The following is a 24,134-nucleotide window of genomic DNA, read 5'->3' on the forward strand; positions in this document are numbered from 1 at the left end:
TTATCCGCGATGACCGCCGCCCCGTCCTTCGTCGCCGTCATTCCGGCGCGCCTTGCGTCCACGCGCCTGCCGAACAAGCCGCTTGCCGACATCGGCGGCAAGCCGATGGTCGTGCGCGTCGCCGAGCGCGCGCGGCTTTCGGGCGCGCAGCAGGTTCTGATCGCGACCGATTCACCGCGCGTCGTGGACGTGGCGAACGAGCATGGCGTCGAAGTGCTGTTGACGCGCGCCGATCACCCCACGGGCACGGACCGCCTCGCCGAAGTCGCGACGCATTTCGGCTGGAGCGACGACACCATCGTCGTCAACGTTCAGGGCGACGAGCCGCTCATCGATCCGCAACTCGTACGCGATGTCGCGACGCATCTCGCGTCGCATCCGTCGTGCGCGATCGCGACCGCGGCGCACCCGATCCACGATCCCGCCGACGTCTTCAGCCCGAACGTCGTGAAGGTCGTGCTCGATGCACGAAGCGTCGCGCTCTACTTCTCGCGCGCGCCGATTCCGTGGTCGCGCGATGCGTGGCAGCCGCACTGGCCCGATGTCGGCGCGCTCGCAACGCTGCCCGCCGTGCCGCCGAACGTGCTGCGCCACATCGGTCTCTATGCGTATCGGGCAAAATTCCTGCGCGTCTACCCGACGCTCGCGCAGGCGCCGATCGAAGAAGCCGAAGCGCTCGAACAACTGCGCGCGATGTGGCATGGCGAGCGCATCGCGGTGCTCGTGACGAACGACGCGCCGCCGCCAGGCGTAGATACCCCCGCCGATCTCGCGCGCGTCCAGGCGCTTTTCAGCAGCGGAAACTGAACCGGCGAACGCTTCGCGAAGGGCGCAAAAGAAGCGCTCCAACCGCGCAATTCCGCGCCTTCACGCAACTCGTGTAAACCCCCGCTCTCGCCCGGATAACGGGCATCACAGCCGTTTTTTAGCGGCCGCGATTATGACTAGCCGTGGCATAATCAAGCGATTAGCGCGAGCCATCCGGTCAGCGCCACGCTCAACTTTGCGCCGCTGTCGACTAGTGCCGCGCCGTCTCTCCGACCGGCTGCGCCCATGTTCCCGACGCCGCACGAGCGTGCATCGCCGGATGCTACTTAAGCCTCGCGGCGCAGGTTTCAAATCGATTCGGAGATATCACCATGCGGTTGATCCTGTTGGGCGCGCCCGGCGCGGGCAAAGGAACCCAGGCAAACTTCATCAAGGAAAAGTTCGGCATTCCGCAGATCTCGACGGGCGACATGCTGCGCGCCGCCGTCAAGGCCGGTTCGCCGCTCGGCGTCGAAGCGAAGCGCTTCATGGACGCCGGCGAACTCGTTCCGGACACGCTCATCATCAATCTCGTGAGGGAACGCCTGCAGCAACCGGACTGCGCGAACGGCTATCTGTTCGACGGCTTCCCGCGCACGCTGCCGCAAGCCGAAGCGATGAAGGACGCGGGCGTCGCGATCGACTACGTGCTCGAAATCGACGTTCCGTTCGACGAAATCATCCTGCGAATGAGCGGCCGCCGCGTGCATGCGGCATCAGGTCGCACGTATCACGTCAAGTTCAATCCGCCGAAGAGCGACATGCTCGACGACGTCACTGGCGAGCCGCTGATCCAGCGCGACGACGACAAGGAAGAGACCGTGAAGAAGCGGCTCGACGTGTACGTCGCGCAGACGAAGCCGCTCATCGAGTACTACAACACGTGGGCACAGCACGGCGACGCGAGCGGGCTGAAGGCGCCGGCGTATCGCAAGATTTCGGGCCTCGGTACCGTCGACGATATTCGCGCGCGCGTGTTCGAAGCGTTGAAGTAAGCGCGCTCGCTGCGTCAAGCGGCACTCGAAACCCGCTCCCTCGTGAGCGGGTTTTTTCGTTTATAACGCAGCGGCTACAATCGATCGGCTCAAAAACGCAGACACAAAGGAGTGAGACATGGAGATTCAAGGCAACGTTTTTCTGATCACCGGCGGTGCGTCGGGACTCGGCGCGGCGACCGCGCGGCTCGTGACCGAACACGGCGGCAAGGCCGTCCTCGCCGACATGAACGAAGCGGCAGGCGAGGCGCTCGCGAGAGAACTCGGCGGTGTCTTCGTCAAATGCGACGTGAGCCAGGAAGCCGACGGTCAGCGCGCCGTCGAAGCCGCGACGCAACTCGGCACGCTGCGCGGGCTCGTGAACTGCGCGGGGGTCGCACCGGCGTCGAAGACGGTCGGACGTGACGGCCCGCACCCGCTCGACCTGTTCGCGAAGACCATCGCCGTCAATCTCATCGGCACGTTCAACATGATCCGGCTCGCGGCGACGGCGATGTCGAGGAACGAGCCGACCGCGGCCGGCGAACGCGGCGTGATCGTAAGCACGGCATCGGTCGCGGCGTTCGACGGGCAGGTCGGCCAGGCTGCCTATGCCGCGTCGAAGAGCGGCGTCGCGGGCATGACGCTGCCGATCGCTCGCGACCTCTCGCGCAACGCGATCCGCGTGATGACGATCGCGCCCGGCATCTTCGAGACGCCGATGCTGCTCGGCATGCCGCAGGACGTGCAGGACGCGCTCGGCGCGATGGTGCCGTTTCCGCCGAGACTCGGGAAGCCGGCGGAGTTCGCGATGCTCGTCAAGCAGATCTTCGATAACCCTATGCTCAATGGCGAAGTGATTCGTCTCGATGGCGCGATCCGGATGCAGCCGAAATAAGGCGTTTGCGGACGCTGAAAGCAAAACGGCGGCCTTTTTACAGGCCGCCGTTTTTCAATCGCCGTTGTGCTGGGTTCGCTGCCGCAACTCGTGCAGTTCGGTTTCAACCACTGTCGCGTCTTCCGCGTCGGGCCGGTCGTCGAGGTAGCGCTGCAAATCCTCTAGCGCTGGCCGCAAATAATCGAGCCGCGCATACGCGAATCCACGATCGCGCACTTCTTCGATGCTCTCCGGCAGCAGAATCACGAGCCGCTGCTGCACCGCGAGCAGCCGCTGCCAGCGTTCCGTCTGCAAATACACGCTTTTCAGGTTGCGCAGCATCCGCGCGACGATTTCCCGCCGCGTCGCCGGTTGCAGCAGCATGCGCAGCGCGCTCCCGAGCGATTCGCCGACGCGCTGCACGTACGGCTCCAGCATCTCCACCATCTGCGATTCGGACAGCGAGTGGCCGGTGGTCGGATCGAGCATCACGTCGCCGTCGGGCGTCGTCACGCGCAGCAGGAAATGTCCCGGAAACGACACGCCGCGGACCGGAATTCCGAGTTGCTCGGCCATCTCCAGATACACGACGGCGAGCGATATCGGAATCCCGCGCCGGCGCTTCAGCACGATGTTGATGTGGCTGTTGTCGGGATCGTAATAGTCGTTGAGGTTGCTCGTGAAGCCGAGCTCGCGGAAAAAATAGCGATTGAGCACGCCGACTTTCTGCTTGATGTCGGCGTCGTCGGGCATGCGGCGGCGCACGCGCACGACGAGTTCATCGACTTCAGCCAGCACGCCCTGCATGTCGAGATCGGGATAGGCGTCCTGCGCGAGTGACAAAGCAGACTCAGTGAGCGGAAAACTCTCGTCTTCCGCCACGAGCGAGCTGAAATAGTCGAGGATGCGCGTTGTCGTCATCAAAGCGTTCGCCTTCGGAAATACGCGTATTTGAAGCCCATCGCGGAGAGCATACCGAAATATAGCGCGGCAAACAGGACGAGGCTCGCTCCGAGCAGCGCAATTCGTTCGAGCGGCGCGGCGCGCATGCCGATCCAGTCGAAATTCGCGGACACCCAATGCATCACGCCCGCAAGCACGAGACACGCGCCCAGCAACTGCGCGAAAAAGCGCGTCCATCCCGCGGACGGCTGGTAGATCCCGCGCTTTCGCAAGCCGATGAAAAGCAGCATCGCGTTGGCGAGCGCGCCGAGCCCGATCGACAACGTCAGGCCCGCGTGCGAGAAGATCGGCACGAAAATGTAGTTGCTGACCTGCGTCATGATCAGTACGCCGATCGCGATCTTCACCGGCGTCTTGATGTCCTGCTTCGCGTAGAAGCCGGGCGCGAGAATCTTGATCAGGATCAAGCCGACCAGCCCGATGCCATACGCCGAAAGCGCGCGCGCGACCATCACGACGGAATTCGCATCGAATCTTCCGTAGTGGAAAAGCGTCGCGGTGAGCGGCTGGGCGAAGAAGAACAGCGCGACGGCGCTCGGCGCGGCCAGCAGGAAGGTGATGCGCAGGCCCCAGTCGAGGAGCGCCGAGTACTCGACGGGATTCGCATCGACGTGCGCTTTCGACAAGCTCGGCAACAGGATCGTCCCGAGCGCCGCGCCGAGGAGCGCGGTCGGGAATTCCATCAGGCGGTCGGCGTAGTTGATCCACGAGACGGCGCCCTGCCCGATCTGCGACGCGATATTCGTGTTGATGATGAGGCTCAACTGCCCGACCGAGACCGCGAACGTCGCAGGCACCATCTTCGCGAGCACACGCTTCACGCCCGGATGCCGCAGCGCGCGAAAGAAATTCAGCCCGATGCGCGGGATCATGTCGATTTTCTTCAGCCCCGGCAGCTGCACGAGAAACTGCAGCAACCCGCCGACGATCACCGCATACGCCAGCGCGAACACCGGCACTTTCAGGTGCGGCGCGACGAATACGGCCGCCGCGATGAACGCCACGTTCAGCAGTACCGGCGCAAACGCGGGCAGCGAGAACTGCTTGTACGTATTGAGCACACCGGACGCGAGCGTCGTCAGCGAGATGAAGATGATGTACGGGAACATGATCCGCGTCATCGATACCGCGAGGACGTAGGCCTGTCCGTCGTGCTTCAAGCCGGACGCGACCGCGAACACGACCCACGACGCCCCGGCCACGCCCGCGAGCGACAGCACGGCGAGGCCCCAGGCGAGCACGGTCGACATCGCATCGACGAGGGCCTTGGTCGGATCGTGGCCTTCGCTGTTCTTGAACTCGGCGAGGATCGGCACAAAGGCCTGCGCGAACGCACCCTCGGCCGACAACCGCCGCAGCAGATTCGGGATTCGGAAGGCGACGTAGAATGCGTCGGTGTATTGGCTGGCGCCGAAGGCTCGGGCAATCAGCGTTTCGCGGACCAGGCCGGTCACGCGCGACAGCAGCGTGAAGCCGCTGACCGTCAGTAGGGCGCGGAATAGATTCATGGGGCGCTTATTATACGGGCGGCGCTCGGACCATTCCGATTGGCGGGATGCAAAGGCGCGCTTTGGGTCTGCTCCCGATTGGCTCTAGAGAAGCACCCGCCCAATCCGAACTTGTCACATCTCGTATTTCATTGCTATAATCGCCGGTTTCGAAGCTCCGCAAAGGCAGCTTCACGTCTTTTTTCGACGATTTTTGCGCTCCCGGGCAATCGTTCCCGTGAGTTCTGATCAAATGCAGCGCGTAGGAAACACCCTCGTCTGGCCTGCGGCCAGAGCAGTAGCGGGAGGGCTGAACACTCGCTGAAACAAGTAAACAGCAGGAACAGGATAAGGAACCGTCATGGCAAATACCGCACAAGCTCGCAAGCGCGCCCGTCAGGCCGCCAAAGCCAACTCGCACAACTCGGCACTGCGCTCGAAGTTCCGCACTGCCATCAAGGCAGTTCGCAAGGCAATCGATGCCGGCGACCAAGCCAAGGCTGCCGAACTGTACAAGACGTCGGTCAAGACGATCGACATCATCGCCGACAAGAAAATCGTTCACAAGAACAAGGCCGCTCGTCACAAGAGCCGCCTGGCTGCAGCCATTAAGGGTCTGCAGGCTCCGGCCGCAGCTCAGTAATTCCGGCTCGCTGCCGGCTGGATCGGCCGCCTTTGCTGGCGGCATCGGCATCCGGTCGGCTGCTGCTTCCTGTTTCCGCTGCTGCAGCACACAAAAAAGCCCGCTTACGCGGGCTTTTTTGCTGTCTGGCGCCCGATTAGCTGCCGTTCTCAGCCTTGCTTCGTCTGCGTGCCGTGATGCGCCGGCAATTCGCACGCCTCGGTGACGAGCAAATCGTTGTCCTTCGCGAAGTTCAGGACGAAATCGAAGGCCATCGGCTCGATATCGCGCAGCCGCGAGTCGAGGATTACGGTCTTCACGTCGCCGAGCAGCGTCGGGCGCACGTACACGGAGTATTGCAGGCGGGCATTCGGCCCCCTCGCTCCCGGACCGAACGCCGACATCACGCCACAAAGACGCTCGCACCAGTCGCTTGGCCGAAAAGTCTTTCCGTTCTTGGTGACGCCTTGAATGAAGTACTCGGTTGGGGTTGCTTCGGCCATGTAGGAATACCTGTTTGACGGCCGGCTGAGGCGCCGGCGTACGCGCATGCGTGACGCGTGAGCCGCATCGGCCGAACGGCGTCGAATACGGCTTTCGCGGTGTTGAATCGTGCTCTGACTGCCCGGCTCGCTTCAGGATTCGACCGTGACGATCGATCGTGAAACCTGCGTGTCACACGCGATTTTCGCGCGGCGAATTGCGTCTGCGAACGCGCGTCGAAAGCGGCCAGATGTTGCGGATCTGTCAAAAAAACCATCGGGATTATACCGTAGCGGCCCCTGTCCCGCAGTGCACACAAAATGCCGCATCCTCGCCCGGAAAGCCGCTCGGCCGCGCCGGCTGGCCTTTTGGCCAACTCGTCAAACGTTGCGAAATCCTTTATGCTCAAAAGTGATACCACCAACGACGGCGGCGCCGTCCGGCTCACTTCGGGCCGGGTCGAAGCCGCCGTATGCGTTTCATGACTACCAAAAAAATTCGCCACTATCTGCAGTTCAAGGACTTTTCGCTCGACGATTACGACTACGTGCTCGAACGCGCGCGCATCCTGAAGCGCAAGTTCAAGAACTACGAGACGTATCACCCGCTGCACGACCGCACGCTCGCGATGATCTTCGAAAAGAATTCGACGCGCACGCGTCTTTCGTTCGAAGCCGGCATCTTCCAGCTCGGCGGCCACGCGGTGTTTCTCAGCACGCGCGACACGCAGCTCGGACGCGGCGAGCCGATCGAGGACGCGGCGCAAGTCGTCTCGCGCATGGTCGACATCATTATGATCCGCACGTTCGGCCAGGAGATCATTCAGCGTTTCGCCGAGAATTCGCGCGTGCCGGTCATCAACGGTCTGACGAACGAATATCACCCGTGCCAGGTGCTCGCCGACATCTTCACGTTCTACGAGCATCGCGGGCCGATTCAAGGAAAGACCGTCGCGTGGGTCGGCGACGCGAACAACATGCTCTATACGTGGATCGAGGCCGCGCAGATCCTCGGGTTCAAGCTGCGTCTGTCCACGCCACCGGGCTACAAGCTCGACCGTGCGCTGGTGTCGGCGGATAGCGCGCCGTTCTACGAGGAATTCGACGACCCGAACGAAGCGTGCGCCAGCGCCGATCTCGTCACCACGGACGTCTGGACCAGCATGGGTTTCGAAGCCGAGAACGAGGCGCGCAAGAAGGCATTCGCCGACTGGTGCGTCGATGTGGAGATGATGGCGCGCGCGAATTCGGACGCGCTCTTCATGCACTGCCTGCCCGCGCACCGCGGCGAGGAAGTGAGCGCGGAAGTGATCGACGGGCCGCAGAGCGTCGTTTGGGACGAGGCGGAAAACCGTCTGCACGTCCAGAAAGCGCTGATGGAATATCTGCTGCTCGGCAAGCTCAACCACTGAGCGAGCGCACGAGCGTTCACCCGCCGCGTCATCCTGAAAATCCGGAAACGCGGCGTTTTGATGTCAAAATAGCGGTTTCCCGCGCGTTTGCCATGCCGGCGCGCCCTGTCTACAGCCACACGAGTTCACCATGAGCGATATCAAGAAAGTCGTGCTCGCCTATTCGGGCGGCCTCGACACCTCCGTCATCCTGAAATGGTTGCAGGACAACTACGACGCCGAAGTCATCACCTTCACGGCCGACATCGGCCAGGGCGAGGAACTCGAACCGGCGCGCAAAAAGGCGCTGCAACTCGGCATCAAGCAGGAAAACATCTTCATCGAAGACTTGCGCGAGGAGTTCGTCCGCGATTACGTGTTCCCGATGTTCCGCGCGAACACCATTTACGAAGGCGAGTATCTGCTGGGCACGTCGATCGCGCGTCCGCTGATCGCTAAGCGCCAGATCGAGATCGCGCGCGCGAGCGGCGCCGAAGCCGTGTCGCACGGCGCGACCGGCAAGGGCAACGACCAGGTGCGCTTCGAGCTCGGTTACTACGGGCTGGAGCCGGGTATCAAGGTGATCGCGCCGTGGCGCGAATGGGACCTGCTTTCGCGTGAAAAGCTGCTGGCCTACGCCGAAAAGGCCGGTATTCCGATCGAAATGAAGCACAAGCAGGGTGGCGCGCCATATTCGATGGACGCGAACCTGCTGCATATCTCGTTCGAAGGCCGTCACCTGGAAGATCCGAAGGCGGAAGCCGAAGCTGATATGTGGCGCTGGACCGTGGCACCGGAAGACGCGCCGGACCAGCCGGAATATCTCGATATCGAATTCGAACACGGCGATCCGGTGGCGCTGAATGGCAAGCGGCTGTCGGCGGCGGAAATGCTGACGGAGCTGAACCGGCTCGGCGGCAAGCACGGCATCGGGCGGCTGGATCTCGTTGAAAACCGTTACGTCGGCATGAAATCGCGCGGCTGCTATGAAACGCCCGGCGGGACGATCATGCTGAAGGCGCATCGCGGGATCGAGTCGATCACGCTCGACCGCGAAGTCGCGCATCTGAAGGACGACCTGATGCCGCGCTACGCGTCGCTGATCTATAACGGCTACTGGTGGAGCCCGGAGCGCCGCGCGCTGCAGGTGCTGATCGACCATACGCAGGAGAAGGTCAACGGCTGGACGCGTGTGAAGCTGTATAAGGGCAGTGTTTCAGTGGTGGCGCGCGATTCGAAGGAAACGCTGTTCGACAAGAACATCGCTACTTTCGACGATGACGGCGGTGCTTACAACCAGGCCGATGCAGGCGGGTTCATCAAGCTCAATGCGCTGCGGATGCGGATTGCGGAAAATGCGCGTCGCAAGCGGGGTGGCTGATTTTATAGCCGCGCTTGAGGCGTAACGCATCGAAAAGCCCGCCGATCGGAAGATCGGCGGGCTTTTTGCTAAGGGACCGACTGACGGTCACCCCAAAAACGCTTTATCAACCAACATGCCCGGCCCACGAGGCTCGCTCTCCCCCAATCATATAAAGCCTGTAGCCGTCGGCATTCTGAACGGCATGATTCGGATCGGTTTTACCGAGATTATGAGAACCGAGGCCTCCATATGCATAGTCCTGCGTAGATGCCACGTCATTCATATGACTGACTTCGTGAATAATACTTCCGTAGTGGTCGTTCTTAGCGAGATTGGGATTGAAATAATGCGGCGTGAAATAAATCGTGTGGTTCGTTTGATCCGTAAACGCTGCGGTATTTTCCTCTGGCACAATGTGCGGATGCTGTGCTGCGGCTAGTCTTCGGATTCTCCTGCACCTGATTATCGTATTGCCGCGAAGTCCGATTGCTTACTTGCGTAGTCATGCCAAGCCTCACGAAAATGATTAGTGAAGAACACGCAGCCAGCATCCCGGCCAGAGGGCTATTGCATTTGTCCCGGCCCTGACGCCGATGCGATGCGAACCGATGGCTGCTGCCACCCGGCTCGCATGCAGTGATATTCAATTAACCGTTCGCGTGAGGGTCATACACTGTTGCTACAAGCAACGTCCCGAAAAAACGCAGGGGAATTCTTTTCGGCAAACCGGATTTAATAAAAGATTAAAGCCGACGGACATCTGTAAAAAATGGGGATGTTTCTTTTCGATTATCTATTCGAGTGCCGGTGCCATCAGTTTGGAATGGCGGCGCAGAAATTCAGCATTCGCCACGGCGCGCATTGAATTAGCAAAAGCGCCATTAGTCGTCGAAATAGTGATTCAAAAAATGCGCGGGGCGCAAACCCCGGCCGTCAGCTACTACAGCCACCAAAAGCCTGATCAAAGACAAACCGGCTCGGCCTCCAACTGGACACCGAAATGCTCGAACACATCCCGCCGGATCGCGTCCGCAAGTTCGAGCACTTGCGCACCCGTCGCGCCGCCGCGGTTTACGAGCACGAGCGCCTGACGATCGTGCACCGCCGCGCCGCCGATCGCGCGCCCTTTCCAGCCGCAGCGGTCGATCAGCCAACCCGCCGCCAGCTTGGCCGATCCATCCGGCTGCCGATACGACACGACTTCAGGTTCGCGCGCCCTCAGCGCGTCGAAGGCTTCAGCGCCCACCACCGGATTCTTGAAGAAACTTCCCGCGTTGCCGAGCACCTTCCAGTCCGGCAGCTTCGCGCGGCGCACGGCGACGACCGCATCGAAGATAGCCTGCGCGTCGTGCTTGCCCGAATTTTCGAGCGCGCGCGCGACGTCGGCGTAATCGGCGCGCGGCGTCCACGCTTTCGGCAGTCGGAATACCACCGACGTGATCAGAAACCGCCCGCGCCCTGCCCGCTTGAAAAAGCTGTCGCGGTAGCCGAACGCGCACGCCTCGCGATCGAACTCGTGCGCCTCGCCCGTCGCCAGTTCGATCGCTCGCAGTCGCTCGAAGCGTTCGCCCATTTCGAGGCCGTACGCGCCGATATTCTGAATCGGCGCCGCGCCGACCGTGCCCGGGATCAGCGCGAGGTTTTCGAGGCCCGGCATGCCAACGGCCAGCGTCCACGCGACGAAGTCGTGCCAGTTCTCGCCCGCGCCCGCTTCGACGAAATACGCATCGTCGTCTTGCGCGATCAGCCGCTTGCCGAGGATCCCGACCAGTAACGCGACGCCGTCGAAATCGCGCGTCAGCACGACGTTGCTGCCGCCGCCGAGCACCAGTTGCGGCAGGTTCGCGATGCGGCCATCGTTTGCAAGCGCTGCAACTTGCGCTTCGCTTTCGAGCCTCATTGCGAAGCGGGCGCGCACGTCGAAGCCGAACGTGTTGTGCGCGCGAAGCGGGTAGTCGGCGATGAGAGGCTGAGGCATGAATAACCGCGTGGGGAAAAGAGGCGTCCTTGGGAAAATCGGGACGGCGTCGGTAGAATGATGACCGGTCCGTGATTATAGCGAGAGCGCACCCGCGACCCGCGCCTCGCCTCAACGAAGGGGAATACAGATGCCATCGTTTGACGTCGTCAGCGAAGCAAACATGATCGAGGTGAAGAACGCGCTCGAGCAGTCGAACAAGGAGATTGCCACGCGCTTCGACTTCAAGGGTTCCGACGCACGCGTCGAGCAAAAGGAACGCGAACTGACGCTCTATGCCGACGACGATTTCAAGCTCGGCCAGGTCAAGGACGTGCTGCTCTCGAAGCTCGCGAAGCGCAACGTTGACGTGCGTTTTCTCGAATATGGCAAGATCGAGAAGATCGGCGGCGACAAGCTCAAGCAGGTCGTGACGATCAAGAAAGGCGTGACGGGCGATCTGGCGAAGAAGATCGTCAAGCTCGTGAAGGACAGCAAGATCAAGGTGCAGGCGAGCATTCAGGGCGATGCGGTACGCGTAGCGGGCACCAAGCGCGACGACCTGCAAAGCACCATCGCCATGCTGAGAAAAGATGTCACCGACACGCCGCTCGACTTCAACAATTTTCGCGATTGACGCGCGGGCCCTGAACCACGAAGCCGCCCTCGGGCGGCTTCTTTCATTCTTTCATTCCGCAGCCTGAGCCGCGCGTTTCTTCTCGCCGATCCGGCTTTCCTGCCCGTTCAGCAGCTTCGAAATATTCCCACGGTGCCGCCAGATCAGAAGCGCGCTCATCACGGCGACCGCGAGCGAAATTCGGCTCGGCCCGAACAAAAAAACTTGAAAGAACGGAGCGAACACCGCTGCAACGAGCGCCGCGAGCGACGAATAGCGGAAAAAAAACGCGATGATGAGCCACGTAAGCAGCGTGGCGAGCCCGAGCACCGGATGGATCGCGAGCAGCACGCCAGCCGCGGTCGCGACGCCCTTGCCGCCCTGGAACCGGAAGAAGACCGGATACAGGTGGCCGAGAAACACAGCGATGGCGGCAAGCGCGATCGCCGTGCCGTCGAGCCCGAAGCGCGCGCCGAAATGCACGACGAACCACACCGGCAGCCAGCCTTTGAACGCGTCGCCGAGGAGCGTCAGGACGGCCGCGAGCTTGTTGCCGGTGCGCAGGACGTTGGTCGCGCCGGGGTTGCCCGAGCCGTACGAGCGAGGATCGGCGAGGCCCATCGCGTGGCTCACGACGACCGCAAAAGAAATCGAGCCGATCAGGTAAGCAACAACGGCGACGATCAGATTGTTCATGGATTCAGCTCAGTCATTCAACGGTTCGAAAGTGGCGCGCATTTTAATCGACGCTCGCGCACTGCACGGGTTTCGCGTGCAGCAGTTCAGTCAGCACCGAAGGCCGGATACTCACCAGATAGCCGCGCCGCCCGCCGTTCAGATAGATCGTATCGAGATCGAGAATGCTCGATTCGACGTACACCGGCATCGCCTTCTTCGTGCCGAACGGCGACGTGCCGCCGACCAGAAACCCCGAATGCCGGTTCGCCACCTCCGGCTTGCACGGCTCGATGCGCTTGGCTCCCGTCTGCCGCGCGAGATTTTTCGTCGATACCGTGCGGTCGCCGTGCATCAGCACGATCAGCGGTTTCGCGTGCTCGTCTTCCATGACGAGCGTCTTGATCACGCGATGTTCGTCGACCCCGAGTTGGCGCGCCGATTCCTCGGTGCCCCCATGCTCGACGTACTCATACGGATGCTCACCGAATTCGACCTTGTTGCGCCGCAGGAACTGCGTCGCGAGCGTTTCGGATACGTGTTTGGCCTTGGACATGTGCGCATTGTAGCGGCGCCGATCCGCGCTCACCATCGGCCGGACGGTCTATTGCGGGCGTCGCCGCGAGCGTGGCACGATCGTTCGCAGACGATCACGAGAAGCGATTCACCCGCGCGGATGATGCTGCTGGTGCAAGGTGCGCAGACGTTCGCGCGCGACGTGCGTGTAGATCTGGGTCGTGGAGATATCGGAATGGCCGAGCAGCATCTGCACGACGCGCAAATCCGCGCCGTGGTTGAGCAAGTGCGTGGCGAACGCGTGCCGCAGCGTGTGCGGCGAGAGCGGCACGGTCACCCCGCCGACGATCGCGTGCCGCTTGATGATGTTCCAGAACTGCTGGCGCGTCATGCCCTCGCCGCGCGCGGTGACGAAGAGCGCATCGGCGGCGCGGGCGCCCAGGAGCGCTGGACGCGACTCGCGCAGATACCGCTCGATCCAGCCGTGCGCCGTCTGGCCGAACGGCACGAGACGCTCCTTCGAACCTTTGCCCATCACGCGCAGGACGCCGTCGTTCAGGCTGATCTCGACCGTCTTCAGCGTGACGAGTTCAGTTACGCGCAGGCCGCTCGCGTACATCAGCTCGAGCATCGTGCGGTCGCGCAGGCCGAGCGCCGTCTCGACATCGGGTGCGTGCAGCAACGCCTCGACTTGCGCTTCGTTGAGCGTCTTCGGAAAGCGCGGCGGCTGTTTCGCGGAACGCAGCTTCAGCGTGGGATCTGCGACCGCGCGATGCTCGCGGATCGCCCAGCCGTAGTAGCGGCGGAACACCGACAGACGCCGGTTCGCCGAAGTCGCCTTGTCGCCGCGGCGCGCGGCCATGTAGGCGTTCAAGTCGGCTTCGGTGACGGTATCGATCGTGCCGCCGCGCGTCTTCGCGAGCCAGTCGGCGAAGAGCGTGAGGTCGCGGCGGTAAGCTTCGAGCGTGTTCGCAGCGAGCCCGTGTTCGAGCCACAGCGCGTCGCAAAATTGATCGATCGACGTGTTGCTCGCGACGAATTCGGGTGCCTGGGGCGGTTCAGTGAAGTCGGTGAGTTCGGTGCTCATGCTCGTGCGATCAGTACGCCTTCATGCGCCAGCAGCCAGCGCTTGACGTCGGTGAAAAAATTGTCGCCCGCGTGATGCGCGAATCCACCGAGGCCACTCGCCGCCACGACGCGGTGACACGGCACCACGATCGGCAGTGGATTCGAGCCGCACGCCTGCCCGACCGCGCGCGGCACGCTGCCGATCGACTGCGCGAGCTGCCCGTAGGTCAAGACGTCGCCAGGCGGGATGCTGCTGATCGCGCGCCACACGCGGCGCTGGAACGCCGTGCCGCGCGAGGCGAGCGGCAAGTCGAAATGCATCGAAGGGTCGTCGAAATAGCGGTGGATCTGATCGGCGGCGGCCTGCGCGAGCGGCGTGTCCGGCTCGACGCAATGCGCCGATAGCGGCAAATAGACGATTTCGCGCACGGTCGAACCGTCGGTCCGGATGCCGACCTTGCCGAACGGCGCATCGATTATCGCGTTGAATGTCATCGCATCATTCTCCGGGAGTTTCACCGTAGCGGAGCGCCCATTCGACATGTTCGCGCACGACCGGCGACGGATCATCGGCCCGCGCCTGAAGCGCCTCGATGATCCCCGCGCGCTCGTCGTCCTCGATTTCTGCGCGGAGCGCGTTGCCCATCGCCACCGCGATATTGCGCAGCCACCGCTCGTGGCCGATGCGCCGTATTGCGCTGCCCTGCATCCTGACATCGAAGTCGTCCGCGCTCCAGCGGAACAGTTCGACGAGCGACGCGCGGTCAAGTCCGTGCCGCACGTCGAAGTCGGCGACCGGCGCGGCTCGCGCGAACTTGTTCCACGGACACACGAGCTGGCAATCGTCGCAGCCATACACGCGGTTGCCGATCAGCGGCCGCAAGTCCTCGGGGATGCTGCCTTTCAGCTCGATCGTCAGGTACGAAATGCAGCGCCGCGCGTCCACGCGATACGGCCCGACAATCGCGCCGGTCGGGCACGCCGCGATGCAGCGCGTGCATTGGCCGCAGTGAGCGCCGTCGTGTTCCGGGGCGCCCAGCGGGTTCGTCACGGTATCGGGCGGCAGCGGCATATCGACGTAGATCTCGCCGAGGAAGAACAGCGACCCGGCATCGCGTTGCAACAGCAGCGTGTGCTTGCCGCGCCAGCCGACGCCCGCTTTCTGCGCCAGCGCGACTTCGAGCACCGGCGCCGAATCCGTAAAAGCGCGATAGCCGAAGCCGCCGATCTCGCCTTCGATCCGCTCCGCCAGTTGCTGCAGCCGGTTGCGCATCACCTTGTGATAGTCGCGTCCGCGCGCATAGATCGACACGACCGCGGCCGTCGGATCGGCGAGTCGCGACCACTCGATCGCGCGCCAGTCGTTGCGCTGACCATCGGCTGTCATGACGCTTTCGTCGCCTGTGAGACCAAGTGTGGAAGCCGGCAAATAGGCGATGCGGGCCGTGATGACGCGTCGCGTGCCGGCCACAAGCTCGGCCGGCCTCGCGCGTTTCATGCCATGTTTCGCCATATAATCCATTTCGCCGTGATAGCCTGCTTCGAGCCATGAAGCCAGGCCTTCTTCGGCATCCGTCAGGTCGGCGTCGCTGATGCCGACAGCACCGAACCCCAGCTCGCGCCCCCACGTCTTGATGCGTTGCGCGAGTTCCGCCAGCGCGGCTTCATCGTGGATATCGAAGGCGCGCGAGTCAGCGGCGGCGTTCCCGGACGCGGTCGTGACTTCCATAGAGTGTTCCGGCAATCGGTTCATCACGACATTTTACGAGCAATGCCCGCAGCCCAAGCACGATCGACGCCTACCCTTCCCGCCCCTCAGCTCGAACGCCGCTTCGAACTGCCGGACGAAGACGCGACGCTCGCCTTCGGCCAACGCTTCGCACAGGCGCTCGACTCGCTGCGTGCGGAATCTGAAGCATCGCAATCCATTCATCACGAACGTTTCACCGGCTTGCAGGTCCAGTTGATCGGCGACCTCGGCGCGGGGAAGACCACGCTCGTGCGCGCGACGCTACGCGCGCTCGGCCACGAAGGACGCGTGCGCAGCCCGACTTACACACTAGTCGAGCCTTATTCGCTCGATACGAAGTCCGGGCCGCTCGACGTCTATCACTTCGATCTCTACCGCTTCGCCGATCCCGCGGAGTGGGCCGACGCCGGCTTTCGCGAGTATTTCGATCGCGGCGCGGTGTGTCTCGTCGAATGGCCGCAGCAGGCGGGCGGCCTGCTCGGCGTGCCCGATCTCGAGTTCGCGCTGGAAATCGAGGGAGAAGGCCGCGCTTTGATTGCGCGGGCGTTTAGCGATACAGGAAAGACATGTCTCGAAAGATGTTGATCAAGCCGTTCCATTCGATCGAATCGACGGCGACCGCCTCGCACAACTGGCGCCGCCGGCAAGTGCTGCGCGCGGGCGTCTCGACGATCGCGCTCGCGCTCGTCGCCCCGCGTCTCGCACACGCGAGTTCCGTGCTGGGCGTGCGCGTCTGGCCCGCGCGCGACTACACGCGCGTGACGATCGAATCCGATCAGCCGCTGCAGAACAACCAGCAATTGCTGCAGGGACCGGACCGGCTCGTCGTCGACCTGAGCGGGCTCGATCTCGATCAGGAACTGAAGGATCTCGTCTCGAAGATCACGCCGAACGATCCGCAGATTCAGGCCGTGCGCATCGGGCAATATCAGCCGCACGTCGTGCGCATGGTATTCGACCTGAAAGGCTCCGTGAAGCCGCAGGTTTTCACTCTCACGCCGATCGGCAGCTACAAGTACCGGCTCGTGTTCGACCTGTATCCGGCCGTCGCCCCCGATCCGCTGATGGAACTGCTCGCCCAATCGGAGCGCAAGCAGGAAGCGTTCGACAAGACCAACCCGAATCCGAATCCGCCGCCCGCCACGTTGAGCGGCCCGGCGACGGCGCCCAAGCCGCTTGCGCAGGACAACTCCGACGACTTCTTCCAGAAGTACGCGGACAGCACCGATCTGCCGCGCGCGCCGGTCGCGTCCATCCCGCCGATGCCGGCGCCCGCGCCACGGCCGACGGTGAAACCCGCCGTGCCGCTCGCGCCGCCGCTCGCGAAAAGAGAGGACGACGACGACAACTACGCGTTCTCCGCGCCCAAGTCGAACAGCAAGCCGGGCACGACGCGCCTGCTCACCGTCGCGATCGATCCGGGCCACGGCGGCGAGGACCCCGGCGCGATCGGCGGCAACGGGACGTACGAGAAGCACATCGCGCTCGACATCGCGAAGAAACTGCGCGCGAAGATCGACTCCCAGCCGAACATGCGCGCGATGATGACCCGCGACGCCGACTTCTTCGTGCCGCTCAACGTACGCGTGCAGAAGGCGCGGCGCGTCGGCGCGGACCTCTTCGTCTCGATCCACGCGGACGCTTTCACCACGCCCGACGCGCGCGGCTCGTCGGTGTTCGCGCTGTCCGACCACGGCGCGTCGAGCGCGGCCGCGCGCTGGCTCGCGAACAAGGAAAACGAGTCGGATTCGATCGGCGGGATCAACGTGCGCACGCAGGATGTCAGCGTGAACCGCGCACTTTTCGACATGTCGACGACCGCGCAGATCCGCGATTCGATGCGCTACGGCAATTTCGTGCTGAACGAGATCGGCGGGATCAACAAGTTGCACAAGGGATCGGTGGAACAGGCCGGGTTCGCCGTGCTGAAGGCGCCCGACATTCCGTCGATCCTCGTCGAGACCGCGTTCATCAGCAACCCGGACGAGGAATCGCGCCTGAACGACGACGCCTATCGCGACAAGATGGCGAACGCGATCATGAAAGGCATCAAGCGCTATTTCGCGGCGAATCCGCCGCTCGCGAAGAACCGGATGACGTGAAGCTGAAGCGTTCTAGCGCGCCGCCGCCAGCCGCTCGACGATCCACCCGCCGAACACGTTCACGGCGAGTCCGGCCATCACGAGCGCGGCGCCGGCGATCTGCATCGGCGTGAGCGCCTCGTCGAGCAGCAGCGCCGCCGACGCCAGTCCGATGATCGGCACCAGCAGCGAAAAAGGCGCCACCTGGTTCGCCGGGTAGCGCGCCAGCAGCTTGCCCCACAGGCTGTAGCCGATCAGCGTCGCGACGAACGCCAGATAGGCGATCGCGAAAATCGAGAGCATCGGAATGGAACGCAGGCTCGACTCGATCTTCTCGGGGCCCTCGAAAATCCACGACAGCGCGAAAAACGGCAGCGGCGGAATCAGGCTCCCCCACACGACGAGCGACACCAGATCGACCTTGCCCATGCGCTTTGTCACGACATTGCCGAGCGCCCACATCGCGGCGGCGACGAGCGTGAACATGAAGCCGGCTAAGGTCATCGCGTGGCCACCCTGCATGCCGATCAGTGCGAGCCCGCACGCGGCGATCACGAGACCGGCGAGGTTCGAAGCCCGGACGCGTTCGTGCAGCAATATCGCGGCGAAGATCATCGTGAAGAACGCCTGCGCTTGCAGGACGAGCGACGCCAGACCGGCGGGCATCCCGACATACATCGCGTAGAAGAGAAAGGCGAACTGGCCGAGCGAAATCGACAGACCGTAGGCCAGCAGCCAGAAGAGCGGCACATTCGGGCGCTTGACGAAGAGCACCGCCGGGATCGCGGCGAGTGTGAAGCGCAGCGCGCCGAGGAGCATCGGCGGAACACCGTGCAGACCGACCTTGATCACGACGAAATTCACGCCCCAGGCGAGAATCACGACTAAAGCAAGCAGCAAATCCCTGGGCGACATCGCCGGCTCCGTTTCTTAGGCTTTTGCGGAAACGGCAGTTTAACGGAGGTCTTTGCAGCCGGCTTGTCTGAAACTGCGCCGACGCCCGCTCAAGGCGGACGTCCGCGCGGGCCTTGCTTACTTGCTCTGGCCGTTCTCCGTCCCAGCGGCGCCGCCAGCGGTGGTCTGATCAGGCGTCTTCTTGCCCGTCGACGACGTATGGCTACTCGTGTGGTGCTTCTTCGACTTGTGCTTCGAGGTCATGCCAGTAGCCGAGTCGTCCTGCGACGGGCCGGCGGTCGGCGCGGCCGTCGCGTTCGACGAGTTGCCCGACGAGGTCTGCGCCATCGCGCCGGTAGCTGCAAAAAGGCCAGCGGTCAAAGCGATCAAAAGCGTGTTCTTTCTCATTTCGAAACTCCTTTCAAGTTGCTCAACGATGCTGCAAGCGGTAGAGAAAAAGCGGCAATAACGCGAATCGAACAGCGTGAACGGCACGGACGCTGCGCCCGCCGGAACCGACCAGTAGAATCGGTCATTCCAGGACTCGAACGCGGCGGACCCCATGTCTTTGACCATCAACGTGCTTCTGAAGCCTCATCAACACGACGTCGGCGGGCTCACGGTGCGGCGCGTGCTGCCGGCGCTCGCCGTGCGGACCGTCGGTCCGTTCATCTTTTTCGACCACATCGGACCCGCAACGCTCGTGCCCGGCGCGGGCCTAGACGTGCGTCCGCACCCGCACATCGGCTTGGCAACCGTCACCTATCTCTTCGACGGCGCGATCATGCATCGCGACAGCGTCGGCTCCGTGCAGAAAATCGTCCCCGGCGACGTCAACTGGATGACTGCCGGCCGCGGCATCGTCCATTCGGAGCGCACGCCCGATAAGGAGCGCGCGTCCGGCCAGTCGATGCACGGCATCCAGACGTGGGTCGCGCTGCCCGTCGCCGACGAGGAGGTCGAGCCGTCGTTCGAGCATCATCCGGGCGCGACGCTGCCGCAGATCGAACGCGACGGCGTCACGCTGCGCGTGATCGCCGGCAGCGCGTTCGGCGAGACGGCGCCGACCACCACGTTCTGCCCGACGCTCTATGTCGCCGCGCATTTCGGCGCCGACGCGGAAATCACGCTCGACACCGAGCACGAGGAGCGCGGCGTGTATCTCGTCGAAGGCGATCTGACGATCGACGGCGTGCCGCTTCCCGGCCAGCAGATGGCGGTGCTGACGCCGGGCGTCGCGGCGACGCTCGCGAGCGCGAACGGCGCGATCGCGATGCTGCTCGGCGGCGCGGCGCTCGACGGGAAACGCTTCATCGAATGGAATTTCGTGTCGAGTTCGCGGGAGAAGATCGAGGCGGCGAGGCTCGCGTGGAGCGAGCAGCGCATGGGCCATGTGCCCGGCGAAACCGAATTCATCCCGCTGCCGCCGCCGCGCCGCGAGGACAAGGCGCCAGAGGCGTAGCCCGGGCGCGAGGGCATGAATATTGAGAAACGCGTGACACGCCCCCACATAGGCGTGAATCAATGCGCCAAGGATCAAGGAGAACATCATGGATACGACCATCGCCACCTTTGAGAACGACGTCATCAACGCATCGATGCTCGCGCCGGTGCTTGTCGATTTCTGGGCCCCGTGGTGCGGCCCGTGCAAGACGCTCGGCCCGATGCTAGAGCGGCTGGAGGCCGAAGCCGCAGGCAAGTGGAAGCTCGTGAAGGTGAATGTCGATGAAAATCAGGAACTTGCGCAGCACTTTCAGGTGCGCAGCATTCCGCATGTGATCGCGTTCGCGGACGGCCAGGCCGTCGATCAGTTCATCGGTGTGCTGTCGGAAGGCCAGTTGCGCGAGTTCCTCGACAAGCTCGTCCCCGACGGCGCCGACGCCGAGCGCCGCGCCGCGCATGCCGCGTGGGAAGCGGGCAACAAGGCCGAGGCGATCGATCTGCTCAAGACCGCGCTCGCGATCGACCCCGGTTTCGACGAAGCGCGGCTCGACCTGATCGGCTGGCTCCTGGCGGAACAGCGCATCGACGAGGCGCGCGAGGAAGACAAGCTGCTGTCGCCGAAGACGACGCAGGGCATCGACGCGCGCTACAACGCGCTGAAAACCGAGCTCGACGCCGCCGATGCCGCCGCCGACCTCCCTCCCGCCGACGCGCTGATCGACGCGGTCAACCAGAAGCCCGACGATCTCGAAGCGCGTTTCGCGCTGGCCAACCGGCTGATCGCCGGGCGCGACTACGCGGGCGCGCTGGAGCATCTGCTGGCGATCGTCGTGCGCGACCGCAGCTTCATGGACGACGTCGGCCGCAAAACGATGCTGTCAGTTTTCGAACTGGCCGCGCATCAGCCGGAAGTGGTTTCGCAATGGCGACGGAAATTGAGTGCGGCGATGAATTAACAGTCGCCTTTCAAATCGATTAATCGATGCTTTTAGAATTAAAAACGGCCGGCTTTAAAAAGCCGGCCGTTTTTTTGGAAGCGATTTCTTTAAGCCTTTTTCGCCAGATCGCGTAAAACGTACGCGACCGCGGCAAATCCGAAAGCCGCCGTCACGCACACACTCGATCCAAAACCCGCGCAGTTCAGTCCGACCGGTCCCGCGTAGCCCGGCGCCGTCTCCAGATGCTCGGCCTCCTCGCTGATATCGCAGGCCGGCGCTTCCGGGTAGATCAGAGGCTCATCCGAATACACGGCGCTCACCTTGAACTTCGACTTCGGCCCGCGCGGAAAGCCGTGCACCTTGCGCAACTGGCCGCGCACCTTCGAGAGCAGCGGGTCCTGGATCGTCTGCGCGAGATCGTCGATGCGAATGCGCGTCGGGTCGAGCTGGCCGCCCGCGCCTCCCACCGTGATCAGCGGCTGGCGCCGCTCCACGCACCACGCGATCAGCGCGGTCTTGGTGCGCACGCTGTCGATCGCGTCGATCACGTAGTCGAAGCCGCCGCCAAGCACCGCGTCGAAGTTCGCCGGCTCCACGAAATCCTCGACCTGACGCACTTCGCACGCCGGATCGATCAGGCGGATGCGCTCGGCCATCGCGTCGACTTTGGCCTTTCCGTAGTTGCCGTCGAGCGCGTGGATCTGCCGGTTCGTGTTGCTCTCCGCGACGTTGTCGAGGTCGATCAGCGTGATCGCGCCGACTGCGCTGCGCGCCAGCGCCTCGGCCGCCCACGAGCCCACGCCGCCGATGCCGATCACCGCGACGTGCGCACGTTCGAACGCGGCGAGCGCGGGTGCGCCATACAGCCGCGCGACGCCGCCGAAGCGCCGCGCGCGATCGGCTTCTGCGTCTCTGTGTCGAGCAGACTCGGGCGATGCGGAGTTAATATTGGAATCAGATGTGGCGGTCATAGTGCTCGAAGATGGAAACGCGTTCCTGAAACATACTTGAACGAACGATGCTCAATGACAACGATAGCGAGCATTGTCTGCAGGATTTCATTGGATTGCGTATTCTGCCTTATCGGTCAATTATCGTTCGATGCGCGGGCGATCATGAAACCGTGACCCTGATCAAAAGCACGAACGACTGCCCTTGGATATACTGGTGCGACTGTAGCGTTCGCTTAAAAAAATGACGACTCTCGCCGATCTCCGTAAGAGTTATACCCTCGGCTCGCTCGACGTAGCCGATGTCGATTCGAACCCGGTTCGCCAGTTCGAAACGTGGTTCGCGCAAGCGCTCGATGCGAAGCTGCCCGAACCGAATGCCATGACGCTCGCCACCGTCGATACGCGCGGCCGCCCCTCGGCGCGCATCGTCCTGATCAAGGGCGCCGACGAACGCGGGTTCGTCTTCTTCACCAATTACGAGAGCCGCAAGGGTCGCGAACTCGCCGACAATCCTGCTGCGAGCCTGCTGTTTCACTGGATCGAACTCGAACGCCAGGTGCGTATCGAGGGCTCCGTCGTCAAGACGAGCGCCGAAGAGAGCGACGCGTACTACGTGTCGCGGCCGCTCGGATCGCGCATCGGCGCGTGGGCGTCGGAGCAGAGTCAGGTGCTTGAAAGCCGCGCGGCGCTCGAAGCCCGCGAGCGCGAACTGATCGCGCAATACGGCGACCACCCGCCGCGCCCCCCGCACTGGGGCGGCTACCGGCTCGTACCTGACACCATCGAATTCTGGCAAGGCCGTCCTTCACGGCTGCACGACCGTATCGTGTACACGCGCGAAAGCGCGGGCGGCGAATGGAGCATCGTCCGGCTCGCGCCTTGACGACGCTTTGCCCCGCGTAGAACGCGGACCATGAAGTGGCATGCGCGCGCCGGCCTCGGGCGGTTGGAGCGCGCGTGTCCGGTTGACCACATGGAGCGTGTGAAAGCAGCGCCGCAGGACGAACATGAAATGCGAGCCTTCCCTTAATTTCATCTAAGCGCGGAGAAACAAGCATGTTCTGGGAGAAGAAGCTGACGCAGTGGGTGCAGGACGTTCGGGACCGGGCGAACCTTCCGGCGCGTCTTGTGCTGTGGGACGGCCAGCAGCACGACTTCGGCATTTTCGCCGCGCCGCAAGTCACGCTGCACGTGAGAAGCGCGACCGCGCTGCCCTATCTGCTGGAACCCAGTCTCGACAACCTCGGTGAGGCCTACATCAAGGGCAAGATCGACATCGAAGGCAAGCTGTCGGACATCATCAACATCGGTTATTCGCTCGCCAAGAGCACCGTCACCAACGCGAGCAAGCTCGCCCGCGTGCGACGCTACTTCCACCACTCGAAGGCGTCGGACAGGAAGGCAATCCAGTATCACTACGACGTGTCCAACGAGTTCTACGAGTTGTGGCTCGACCGGAACATGCTCTATTCATGCGCGTATTTCGAAAACGGCGACGAAGACCTCGACACCGCGCAGCTCAAGAAAATCGACCACATTCTCACGAAGATCCAGTTGCAGCCGGGCCAGCGCCTGCTTGATATCGGCTGCGGCTGGGGCGCGCTCGTGATCCGCGCGGCGCAGAAGTTCGGTGCGAAGTGCGTCGGCGTGACGCTCTCCCAAAACCAGTTCGATCTCGCGACCCGACGCGTGATGGACGCCGGCCTCGAAGGCCAGGTCGAGATCCGCCTGCAGGATTATCGCGACGTCGACGGCACGTTCGACCGCATCACGAGCGTCGGTATGTTCGAGCACGTCGGGCGCAAGAATCTGCCGGTGTACTTCGGCAAGATCCGCGATCTGCTGACCGACGACGGCATCGCGATGAACCACGGCATCACGTCCACCGATGCCGACAGCGGCGAAACCGCTTACGGCGCCGGCGAATTCATCGACCGCTACGTGTTTCCGGACGGCGAACTGCCGCACATCGGCCTTGCACTCGAATCGCTGCAGCGCGGGGGGCTGGAAGCGGTCGACGTCGAGAGCTTGCGGCGGCATTACGCACGCACGCTCGGCTGCTGGGCGGAGCGTTTCGAGGCGAACGCGGGCGAAGCGAAGCAACTCGTCGACGATGAAAAATTCCGAATCTGGCGGGTGTATCTCGCGGGCTGCGCATATGCGTTCGAGAACGACGACGTATCGATCTACCAGATCGTGTGTCGAAAGGCGGGACGCAGCGCGCAGACGCTGCCGTGGTCGCGCCGCTATATGTACGAGAAGGCGCTCTGAACGCGA

The 24,134-nt window shown here is 63.1% G+C and carries 26 protein-coding genes; 13 read left to right on the forward strand and 13 right to left on the reverse strand.

The annotated features are described in order from the left end of the window. Positions 1–9 precede the first annotated feature (9 nt). The 3 genes from kdsB to AWB67_RS20760 all read left to right on the forward strand — a co-directional run bounded on the left by kdsB (position 10) and on the right by AWB67_RS20760 (position 2,679). Positions 10–807 carry a 3-deoxy-manno-octulosonate cytidylyltransferase gene (kdsB, locus tag AWB67_RS20750; RefSeq protein ID WP_087658108.1) on the forward strand — a complete coding sequence of 266 codons (798 nt, stop codon included), beginning with the start codon at positions 10–12 and terminating at the stop codon, positions 805–807. Between the two features lie 332 nt (positions 808–1,139). Then, on the forward strand, positions 1,140–1,802 hold the full coding sequence (gene adk / locus AWB67_RS20755; protein ID WP_087658109.1) for an adenylate kinase: 663 nt from the start codon (positions 1,140–1,142) through the stop codon (positions 1,800–1,802). A 118-nt stretch (positions 1,803–1,920) separates the two neighbouring features. Continuing rightward, positions 1,921–2,679, forward strand: a complete 759-nt coding sequence (locus AWB67_RS20760; protein WP_087658110.1) for a 3-hydroxyacyl-CoA dehydrogenase — start codon at positions 1,921–1,923, stop codon at positions 2,677–2,679. Positions 2,680–2,733: 54 nt separating this feature from the next. On the opposite strand, the gene AWB67_RS20765 is transcribed toward AWB67_RS20760, so the two are convergent. Then, positions 2,734–3,579, reverse strand: coding sequence for a SirB1 family protein (locus AWB67_RS20765; RefSeq protein ID WP_087658111.1), 846 nt, complete (start codon positions 3,577–3,579; stop codon positions 2,734–2,736). Next, complete coding sequence (gene murJ, locus AWB67_RS20770) at positions 3,579–5,129, reverse strand: murein biosynthesis integral membrane protein MurJ (RefSeq protein ID WP_087658112.1); 1,551 nt, start codon at positions 5,127–5,129, stop codon at positions 3,579–3,581. Before murJ ends, AWB67_RS20765 begins: the two co-directional genes overlap by 1 nt. Before the next feature lie 340 nt (positions 5,130–5,469). On the opposite strand from murJ, the gene rpsT reads away from it, so the two are divergent. Next, positions 5,470–5,751, forward strand: coding sequence for a 30S ribosomal protein S20 (rpsT, locus tag AWB67_RS20775; protein ID WP_087658113.1), 282 nt, complete (start codon positions 5,470–5,472; stop codon positions 5,749–5,751). A gap of 149 nt (positions 5,752–5,900) precedes the next feature. Here the strand turns inward: rpsT and AWB67_RS20780 are convergent, their stop codons facing one another. Continuing rightward, positions 5,901–6,233: a DUF3579 domain-containing protein gene (locus AWB67_RS20780; protein WP_087658114.1), complete on the reverse strand. Its 333-nt coding sequence runs from the start codon at positions 6,231–6,233 to the stop codon at positions 5,901–5,903. 461 nt (positions 6,234–6,694) lie between these two features. Between AWB67_RS20780 and argF the strand changes: the two genes are divergently transcribed. Then, on the forward strand, positions 6,695–7,624 hold the full coding sequence (gene argF / locus AWB67_RS20785; RefSeq protein ID WP_087658163.1) for an ornithine carbamoyltransferase: 930 nt from the start codon (positions 6,695–6,697) through the stop codon (positions 7,622–7,624). A gap of 130 nt (positions 7,625–7,754) precedes the next feature. Further along, a complete protein-coding gene (locus tag AWB67_RS20790; RefSeq protein WP_087658115.1) occupies positions 7,755–8,984 on the forward strand; it encodes an argininosuccinate synthase in 1,230 nt (409 codons plus the stop codon). A 106-nt stretch (positions 8,985–9,090) separates the two neighbouring features. Here AWB67_RS20790 and AWB67_RS20795 read toward each other — a convergent pair whose 3' ends face one another. Both AWB67_RS20795 and murB read right to left on the reverse strand, forming a co-directional pair. Further along, positions 9,091–9,378: a M35 family metallo-endopeptidase gene (locus tag AWB67_RS20795; protein WP_159964887.1), complete on the reverse strand. Its 288-nt coding sequence runs from the start codon at positions 9,376–9,378 to the stop codon at positions 9,091–9,093. Between the two features lie 549 nt (positions 9,379–9,927). Next, complete coding sequence (gene murB / locus AWB67_RS20800) at positions 9,928–10,944, reverse strand: UDP-N-acetylmuramate dehydrogenase (RefSeq protein ID WP_087658117.1); 1,017 nt, start codon at positions 10,942–10,944, stop codon at positions 9,928–9,930. A gap of 130 nt (positions 10,945–11,074) precedes the next feature. On the opposite strand from murB, the gene AWB67_RS20805 reads away from it, so the two are divergent. Continuing rightward, positions 11,075–11,560, forward strand: a complete 486-nt coding sequence (locus AWB67_RS20805; protein WP_087658118.1) for a YajQ family cyclic di-GMP-binding protein — start codon at positions 11,075–11,077, stop codon at positions 11,558–11,560. A 51-nt stretch (positions 11,561–11,611) separates the two neighbouring features. Here AWB67_RS20805 and plsY read toward each other — a convergent pair whose 3' ends face one another. The 5 genes from plsY to queG all read right to left on the reverse strand — a co-directional run bounded on the left by plsY (position 11,612) and on the right by queG (position 15,551). Then, a complete protein-coding gene (gene plsY, locus AWB67_RS20810; protein ID WP_087658119.1) occupies positions 11,612–12,235 on the reverse strand; it encodes a glycerol-3-phosphate 1-O-acyltransferase PlsY in 624 nt (207 codons plus the stop codon). A 43-nt stretch (positions 12,236–12,278) separates the two neighbouring features. Then, the gene (gene ybaK, locus AWB67_RS20815) at positions 12,279–12,770 is read right to left on the reverse strand and encodes a Cys-tRNA(Pro) deacylase (protein WP_087658164.1); all 492 of its coding nucleotides are present in this window, start codon (positions 12,768–12,770) and stop codon (positions 12,279–12,281) included. Positions 12,771–12,878: 108 nt separating this feature from the next. Beyond that, positions 12,879–13,817, reverse strand: a complete 939-nt coding sequence (gene xerD / locus AWB67_RS20820) for a site-specific tyrosine recombinase XerD (RefSeq protein WP_087658120.1) — start codon at positions 13,815–13,817, stop codon at positions 12,879–12,881. Then, positions 13,814–14,293: a methylated-DNA--[protein]-cysteine S-methyltransferase gene (locus AWB67_RS20825; RefSeq protein ID WP_087658121.1), complete on the reverse strand. Its 480-nt coding sequence runs from the start codon at positions 14,291–14,293 to the stop codon at positions 13,814–13,816. The genes xerD and AWB67_RS20825 overlap by 4 nt, the downstream gene beginning before the upstream one ends. 4 nt (positions 14,294–14,297) lie before the next feature. Next, positions 14,298–15,551, reverse strand: a complete 1,254-nt coding sequence (gene queG / locus AWB67_RS20830) for a tRNA epoxyqueuosine(34) reductase QueG (protein WP_087658122.1) — start codon at positions 15,549–15,551, stop codon at positions 14,298–14,300. Between the two features lie 18 nt (positions 15,552–15,569). Between queG and tsaE the strand changes: the two genes are divergently transcribed. Together tsaE and AWB67_RS20840 are read left to right on the forward strand one after the other, a co-directional pair. Next, positions 15,570–16,133, forward strand: a complete 564-nt coding sequence (gene tsaE / locus AWB67_RS20835) for a tRNA (adenosine(37)-N6)-threonylcarbamoyltransferase complex ATPase subunit type 1 TsaE (RefSeq protein ID WP_087658123.1) — start codon at positions 15,570–15,572, stop codon at positions 16,131–16,133. Then, entirely contained in the window at positions 16,115–17,650 is a 1,536-nt protein-coding gene (locus tag AWB67_RS20840) for an N-acetylmuramoyl-L-alanine amidase (protein ID WP_087658124.1), read from the forward strand. Before tsaE ends, AWB67_RS20840 begins: the two co-directional genes overlap by 19 nt. A 12-nt stretch (positions 17,651–17,662) precedes the next feature. Here the strand turns inward: AWB67_RS20840 and AWB67_RS20845 are convergent, their stop codons facing one another. Continuing rightward, the gene (locus AWB67_RS20845; protein ID WP_087658125.1) at positions 17,663–18,544 is read right to left on the reverse strand and encodes an EamA family transporter; all 882 of its coding nucleotides are present in this window, start codon (positions 18,542–18,544) and stop codon (positions 17,663–17,665) included. A gap of 117 nt (positions 18,545–18,661) precedes the next feature. Then, complete coding sequence (locus AWB67_RS20850) at positions 18,662–18,931, reverse strand: hypothetical protein (protein WP_087658165.1); 270 nt, start codon at positions 18,929–18,931, stop codon at positions 18,662–18,664. 154 nt (positions 18,932–19,085) lie between these two features. On the opposite strand from AWB67_RS20850, the gene AWB67_RS20855 reads away from it, so the two are divergent. Continuing rightward, positions 19,086–19,985 (forward strand): pirin family protein, encoded by a 900-nt coding sequence (locus AWB67_RS20855; protein WP_087658126.1) that lies wholly within the window; start codon positions 19,086–19,088, stop codon positions 19,983–19,985. A gap of 88 nt (positions 19,986–20,073) precedes the next feature. Next, positions 20,074–20,922, forward strand: coding sequence for a thioredoxin (gene trxA, locus AWB67_RS20860; protein ID WP_087658127.1), 849 nt, complete (start codon positions 20,074–20,076; stop codon positions 20,920–20,922). 89 nt (positions 20,923–21,011) lie between these two features. Here trxA and tcdA read toward each other — a convergent pair whose 3' ends face one another. Beyond that, on the reverse strand, positions 21,012–21,875 hold the full coding sequence (gene tcdA / locus AWB67_RS20865) for a tRNA cyclic N6-threonylcarbamoyladenosine(37) synthase TcdA (protein ID WP_087658128.1): 864 nt from the start codon (positions 21,873–21,875) through the stop codon (positions 21,012–21,014). A gap of 223 nt (positions 21,876–22,098) precedes the next feature. Here tcdA and pdxH point away from each other — a divergent pair, with 223 nt between their 5' ends. Together pdxH and AWB67_RS20875 are read left to right on the forward strand one after the other, a co-directional pair. After that, positions 22,099–22,740 carry a pyridoxamine 5'-phosphate oxidase gene (gene pdxH / locus AWB67_RS20870; protein WP_087658129.1) on the forward strand — a complete coding sequence of 214 codons (642 nt, stop codon included), beginning with the start codon at positions 22,099–22,101 and terminating at the stop codon, positions 22,738–22,740. 173 nt (positions 22,741–22,913) lie between these two features. Further along, positions 22,914–24,128, forward strand: a complete 1,215-nt coding sequence (locus AWB67_RS20875; RefSeq protein ID WP_087658130.1) for a class I SAM-dependent methyltransferase — start codon at positions 22,914–22,916, stop codon at positions 24,126–24,128. Positions 24,129–24,134 lie beyond the last annotated feature (6 nt).

It is taken from the genome of Caballeronia terrestris (assembly GCF_001544515.1).
Lineage (GTDB): Bacteria > Pseudomonadota > Gammaproteobacteria > Burkholderiales > Burkholderiaceae > Caballeronia > Caballeronia terrestris.

Excerpts from the sequence above, each read along its gene's own strand:
- AWB67_RS20790 (WP_087658115.1), top strand. The coding sequence starts at position 7,755 with ATGAGCGATATCAAGAAAGTCGTGCTCGCCTATTCGGGCGGCCTCGAC.
- murB (WP_087658117.1), bottom strand. The coding sequence starts at position 10,944 with ATGCCTCAGCCTCTCATCGCCGACTACCCGCTTCGCGCGCACAACACG.
- AWB67_RS20875 (WP_087658130.1), top strand. The coding sequence starts at position 22,914 with ATGTTCTGGGAGAAGAAGCTGACGCAGTGGGTGCAGGACGTTCGGGAC.
- AWB67_RS20850 (WP_087658165.1), bottom strand. The coding sequence starts at position 18,931 with ATGAGAAAGAACACGCTTTTGATCGCTTTGACCGCTGGCCTTTTTGCA.
- AWB67_RS20805 (WP_087658118.1), top strand. The coding sequence starts at position 11,075 with ATGCCATCGTTTGACGTCGTCAGCGAAGCAAACATGATCGAGGTGAAG.
- tcdA (WP_087658128.1), bottom strand. The coding sequence starts at position 21,875 with ATGACCGCCACATCTGATTCCAATATTAACTCCGCATCGCCCGAGTCT.
- rpsT (WP_087658113.1), top strand. The coding sequence starts at position 5,470 with ATGGCAAATACCGCACAAGCTCGCAAGCGCGCCCGTCAGGCCGCCAAA.
- AWB67_RS20845 (WP_087658125.1), bottom strand. The coding sequence starts at position 18,544 with ATGTCGCCCAGGGATTTGCTGCTTGCTTTAGTCGTGATTCTCGCCTGG.
- plsY (WP_087658119.1), bottom strand. The coding sequence starts at position 12,235 with ATGAACAATCTGATCGTCGCCGTTGTTGCTTACCTGATCGGCTCGATT.
- tsaE (WP_087658123.1), top strand. The coding sequence starts at position 15,570 with ATGCCCGCAGCCCAAGCACGATCGACGCCTACCCTTCCCGCCCCTCAG.
- AWB67_RS20825 (WP_087658121.1), bottom strand. The coding sequence starts at position 14,293 with ATGACATTCAACGCGATAATCGATGCGCCGTTCGGCAAGGTCGGCATC.
- AWB67_RS20855 (WP_087658126.1), top strand. The coding sequence starts at position 19,086 with ATGTCTTTGACCATCAACGTGCTTCTGAAGCCTCATCAACACGACGTC.
- AWB67_RS20840 (WP_087658124.1), top strand. The coding sequence starts at position 16,115 with ATGTCTCGAAAGATGTTGATCAAGCCGTTCCATTCGATCGAATCGACG.
- xerD (WP_087658120.1), bottom strand. The coding sequence starts at position 13,817 with ATGAGCACCGAACTCACCGACTTCACTGAACCGCCCCAGGCACCCGAA.
- argF (WP_087658163.1), top strand. The coding sequence starts at position 6,695 with ATGACTACCAAAAAAATTCGCCACTATCTGCAGTTCAAGGACTTTTCG.
- kdsB (WP_087658108.1), top strand. The coding sequence starts at position 10 with ATGACCGCCGCCCCGTCCTTCGTCGCCGTCATTCCGGCGCGCCTTGCG.
- AWB67_RS20765 (WP_087658111.1), bottom strand. The coding sequence starts at position 3,579 with ATGACGACAACGCGCATCCTCGACTATTTCAGCTCGCTCGTGGCGGAA.
- AWB67_RS20780 (WP_087658114.1), bottom strand. The coding sequence starts at position 6,233 with ATGGCCGAAGCAACCCCAACCGAGTACTTCATTCAAGGCGTCACCAAG.
- adk (WP_087658109.1), top strand. The coding sequence starts at position 1,140 with ATGCGGTTGATCCTGTTGGGCGCGCCCGGCGCGGGCAAAGGAACCCAG.
- trxA (WP_087658127.1), top strand. The coding sequence starts at position 20,074 with ATGGATACGACCATCGCCACCTTTGAGAACGACGTCATCAACGCATCG.
- murJ (WP_087658112.1), bottom strand. The coding sequence starts at position 5,129 with ATGAATCTATTCCGCGCCCTACTGACGGTCAGCGGCTTCACGCTGCTG.
- pdxH (WP_087658129.1), top strand. The coding sequence starts at position 22,099 with ATGACGACTCTCGCCGATCTCCGTAAGAGTTATACCCTCGGCTCGCTC.
- queG (WP_087658122.1), bottom strand. The coding sequence starts at position 15,551 with ATGAACCGATTGCCGGAACACTCTATGGAAGTCACGACCGCGTCCGGG.
- ybaK (WP_087658164.1), bottom strand. The coding sequence starts at position 12,770 with ATGTCCAAGGCCAAACACGTATCCGAAACGCTCGCGACGCAGTTCCTG.
- AWB67_RS20760 (WP_087658110.1), top strand. The coding sequence starts at position 1,921 with ATGGAGATTCAAGGCAACGTTTTTCTGATCACCGGCGGTGCGTCGGGA.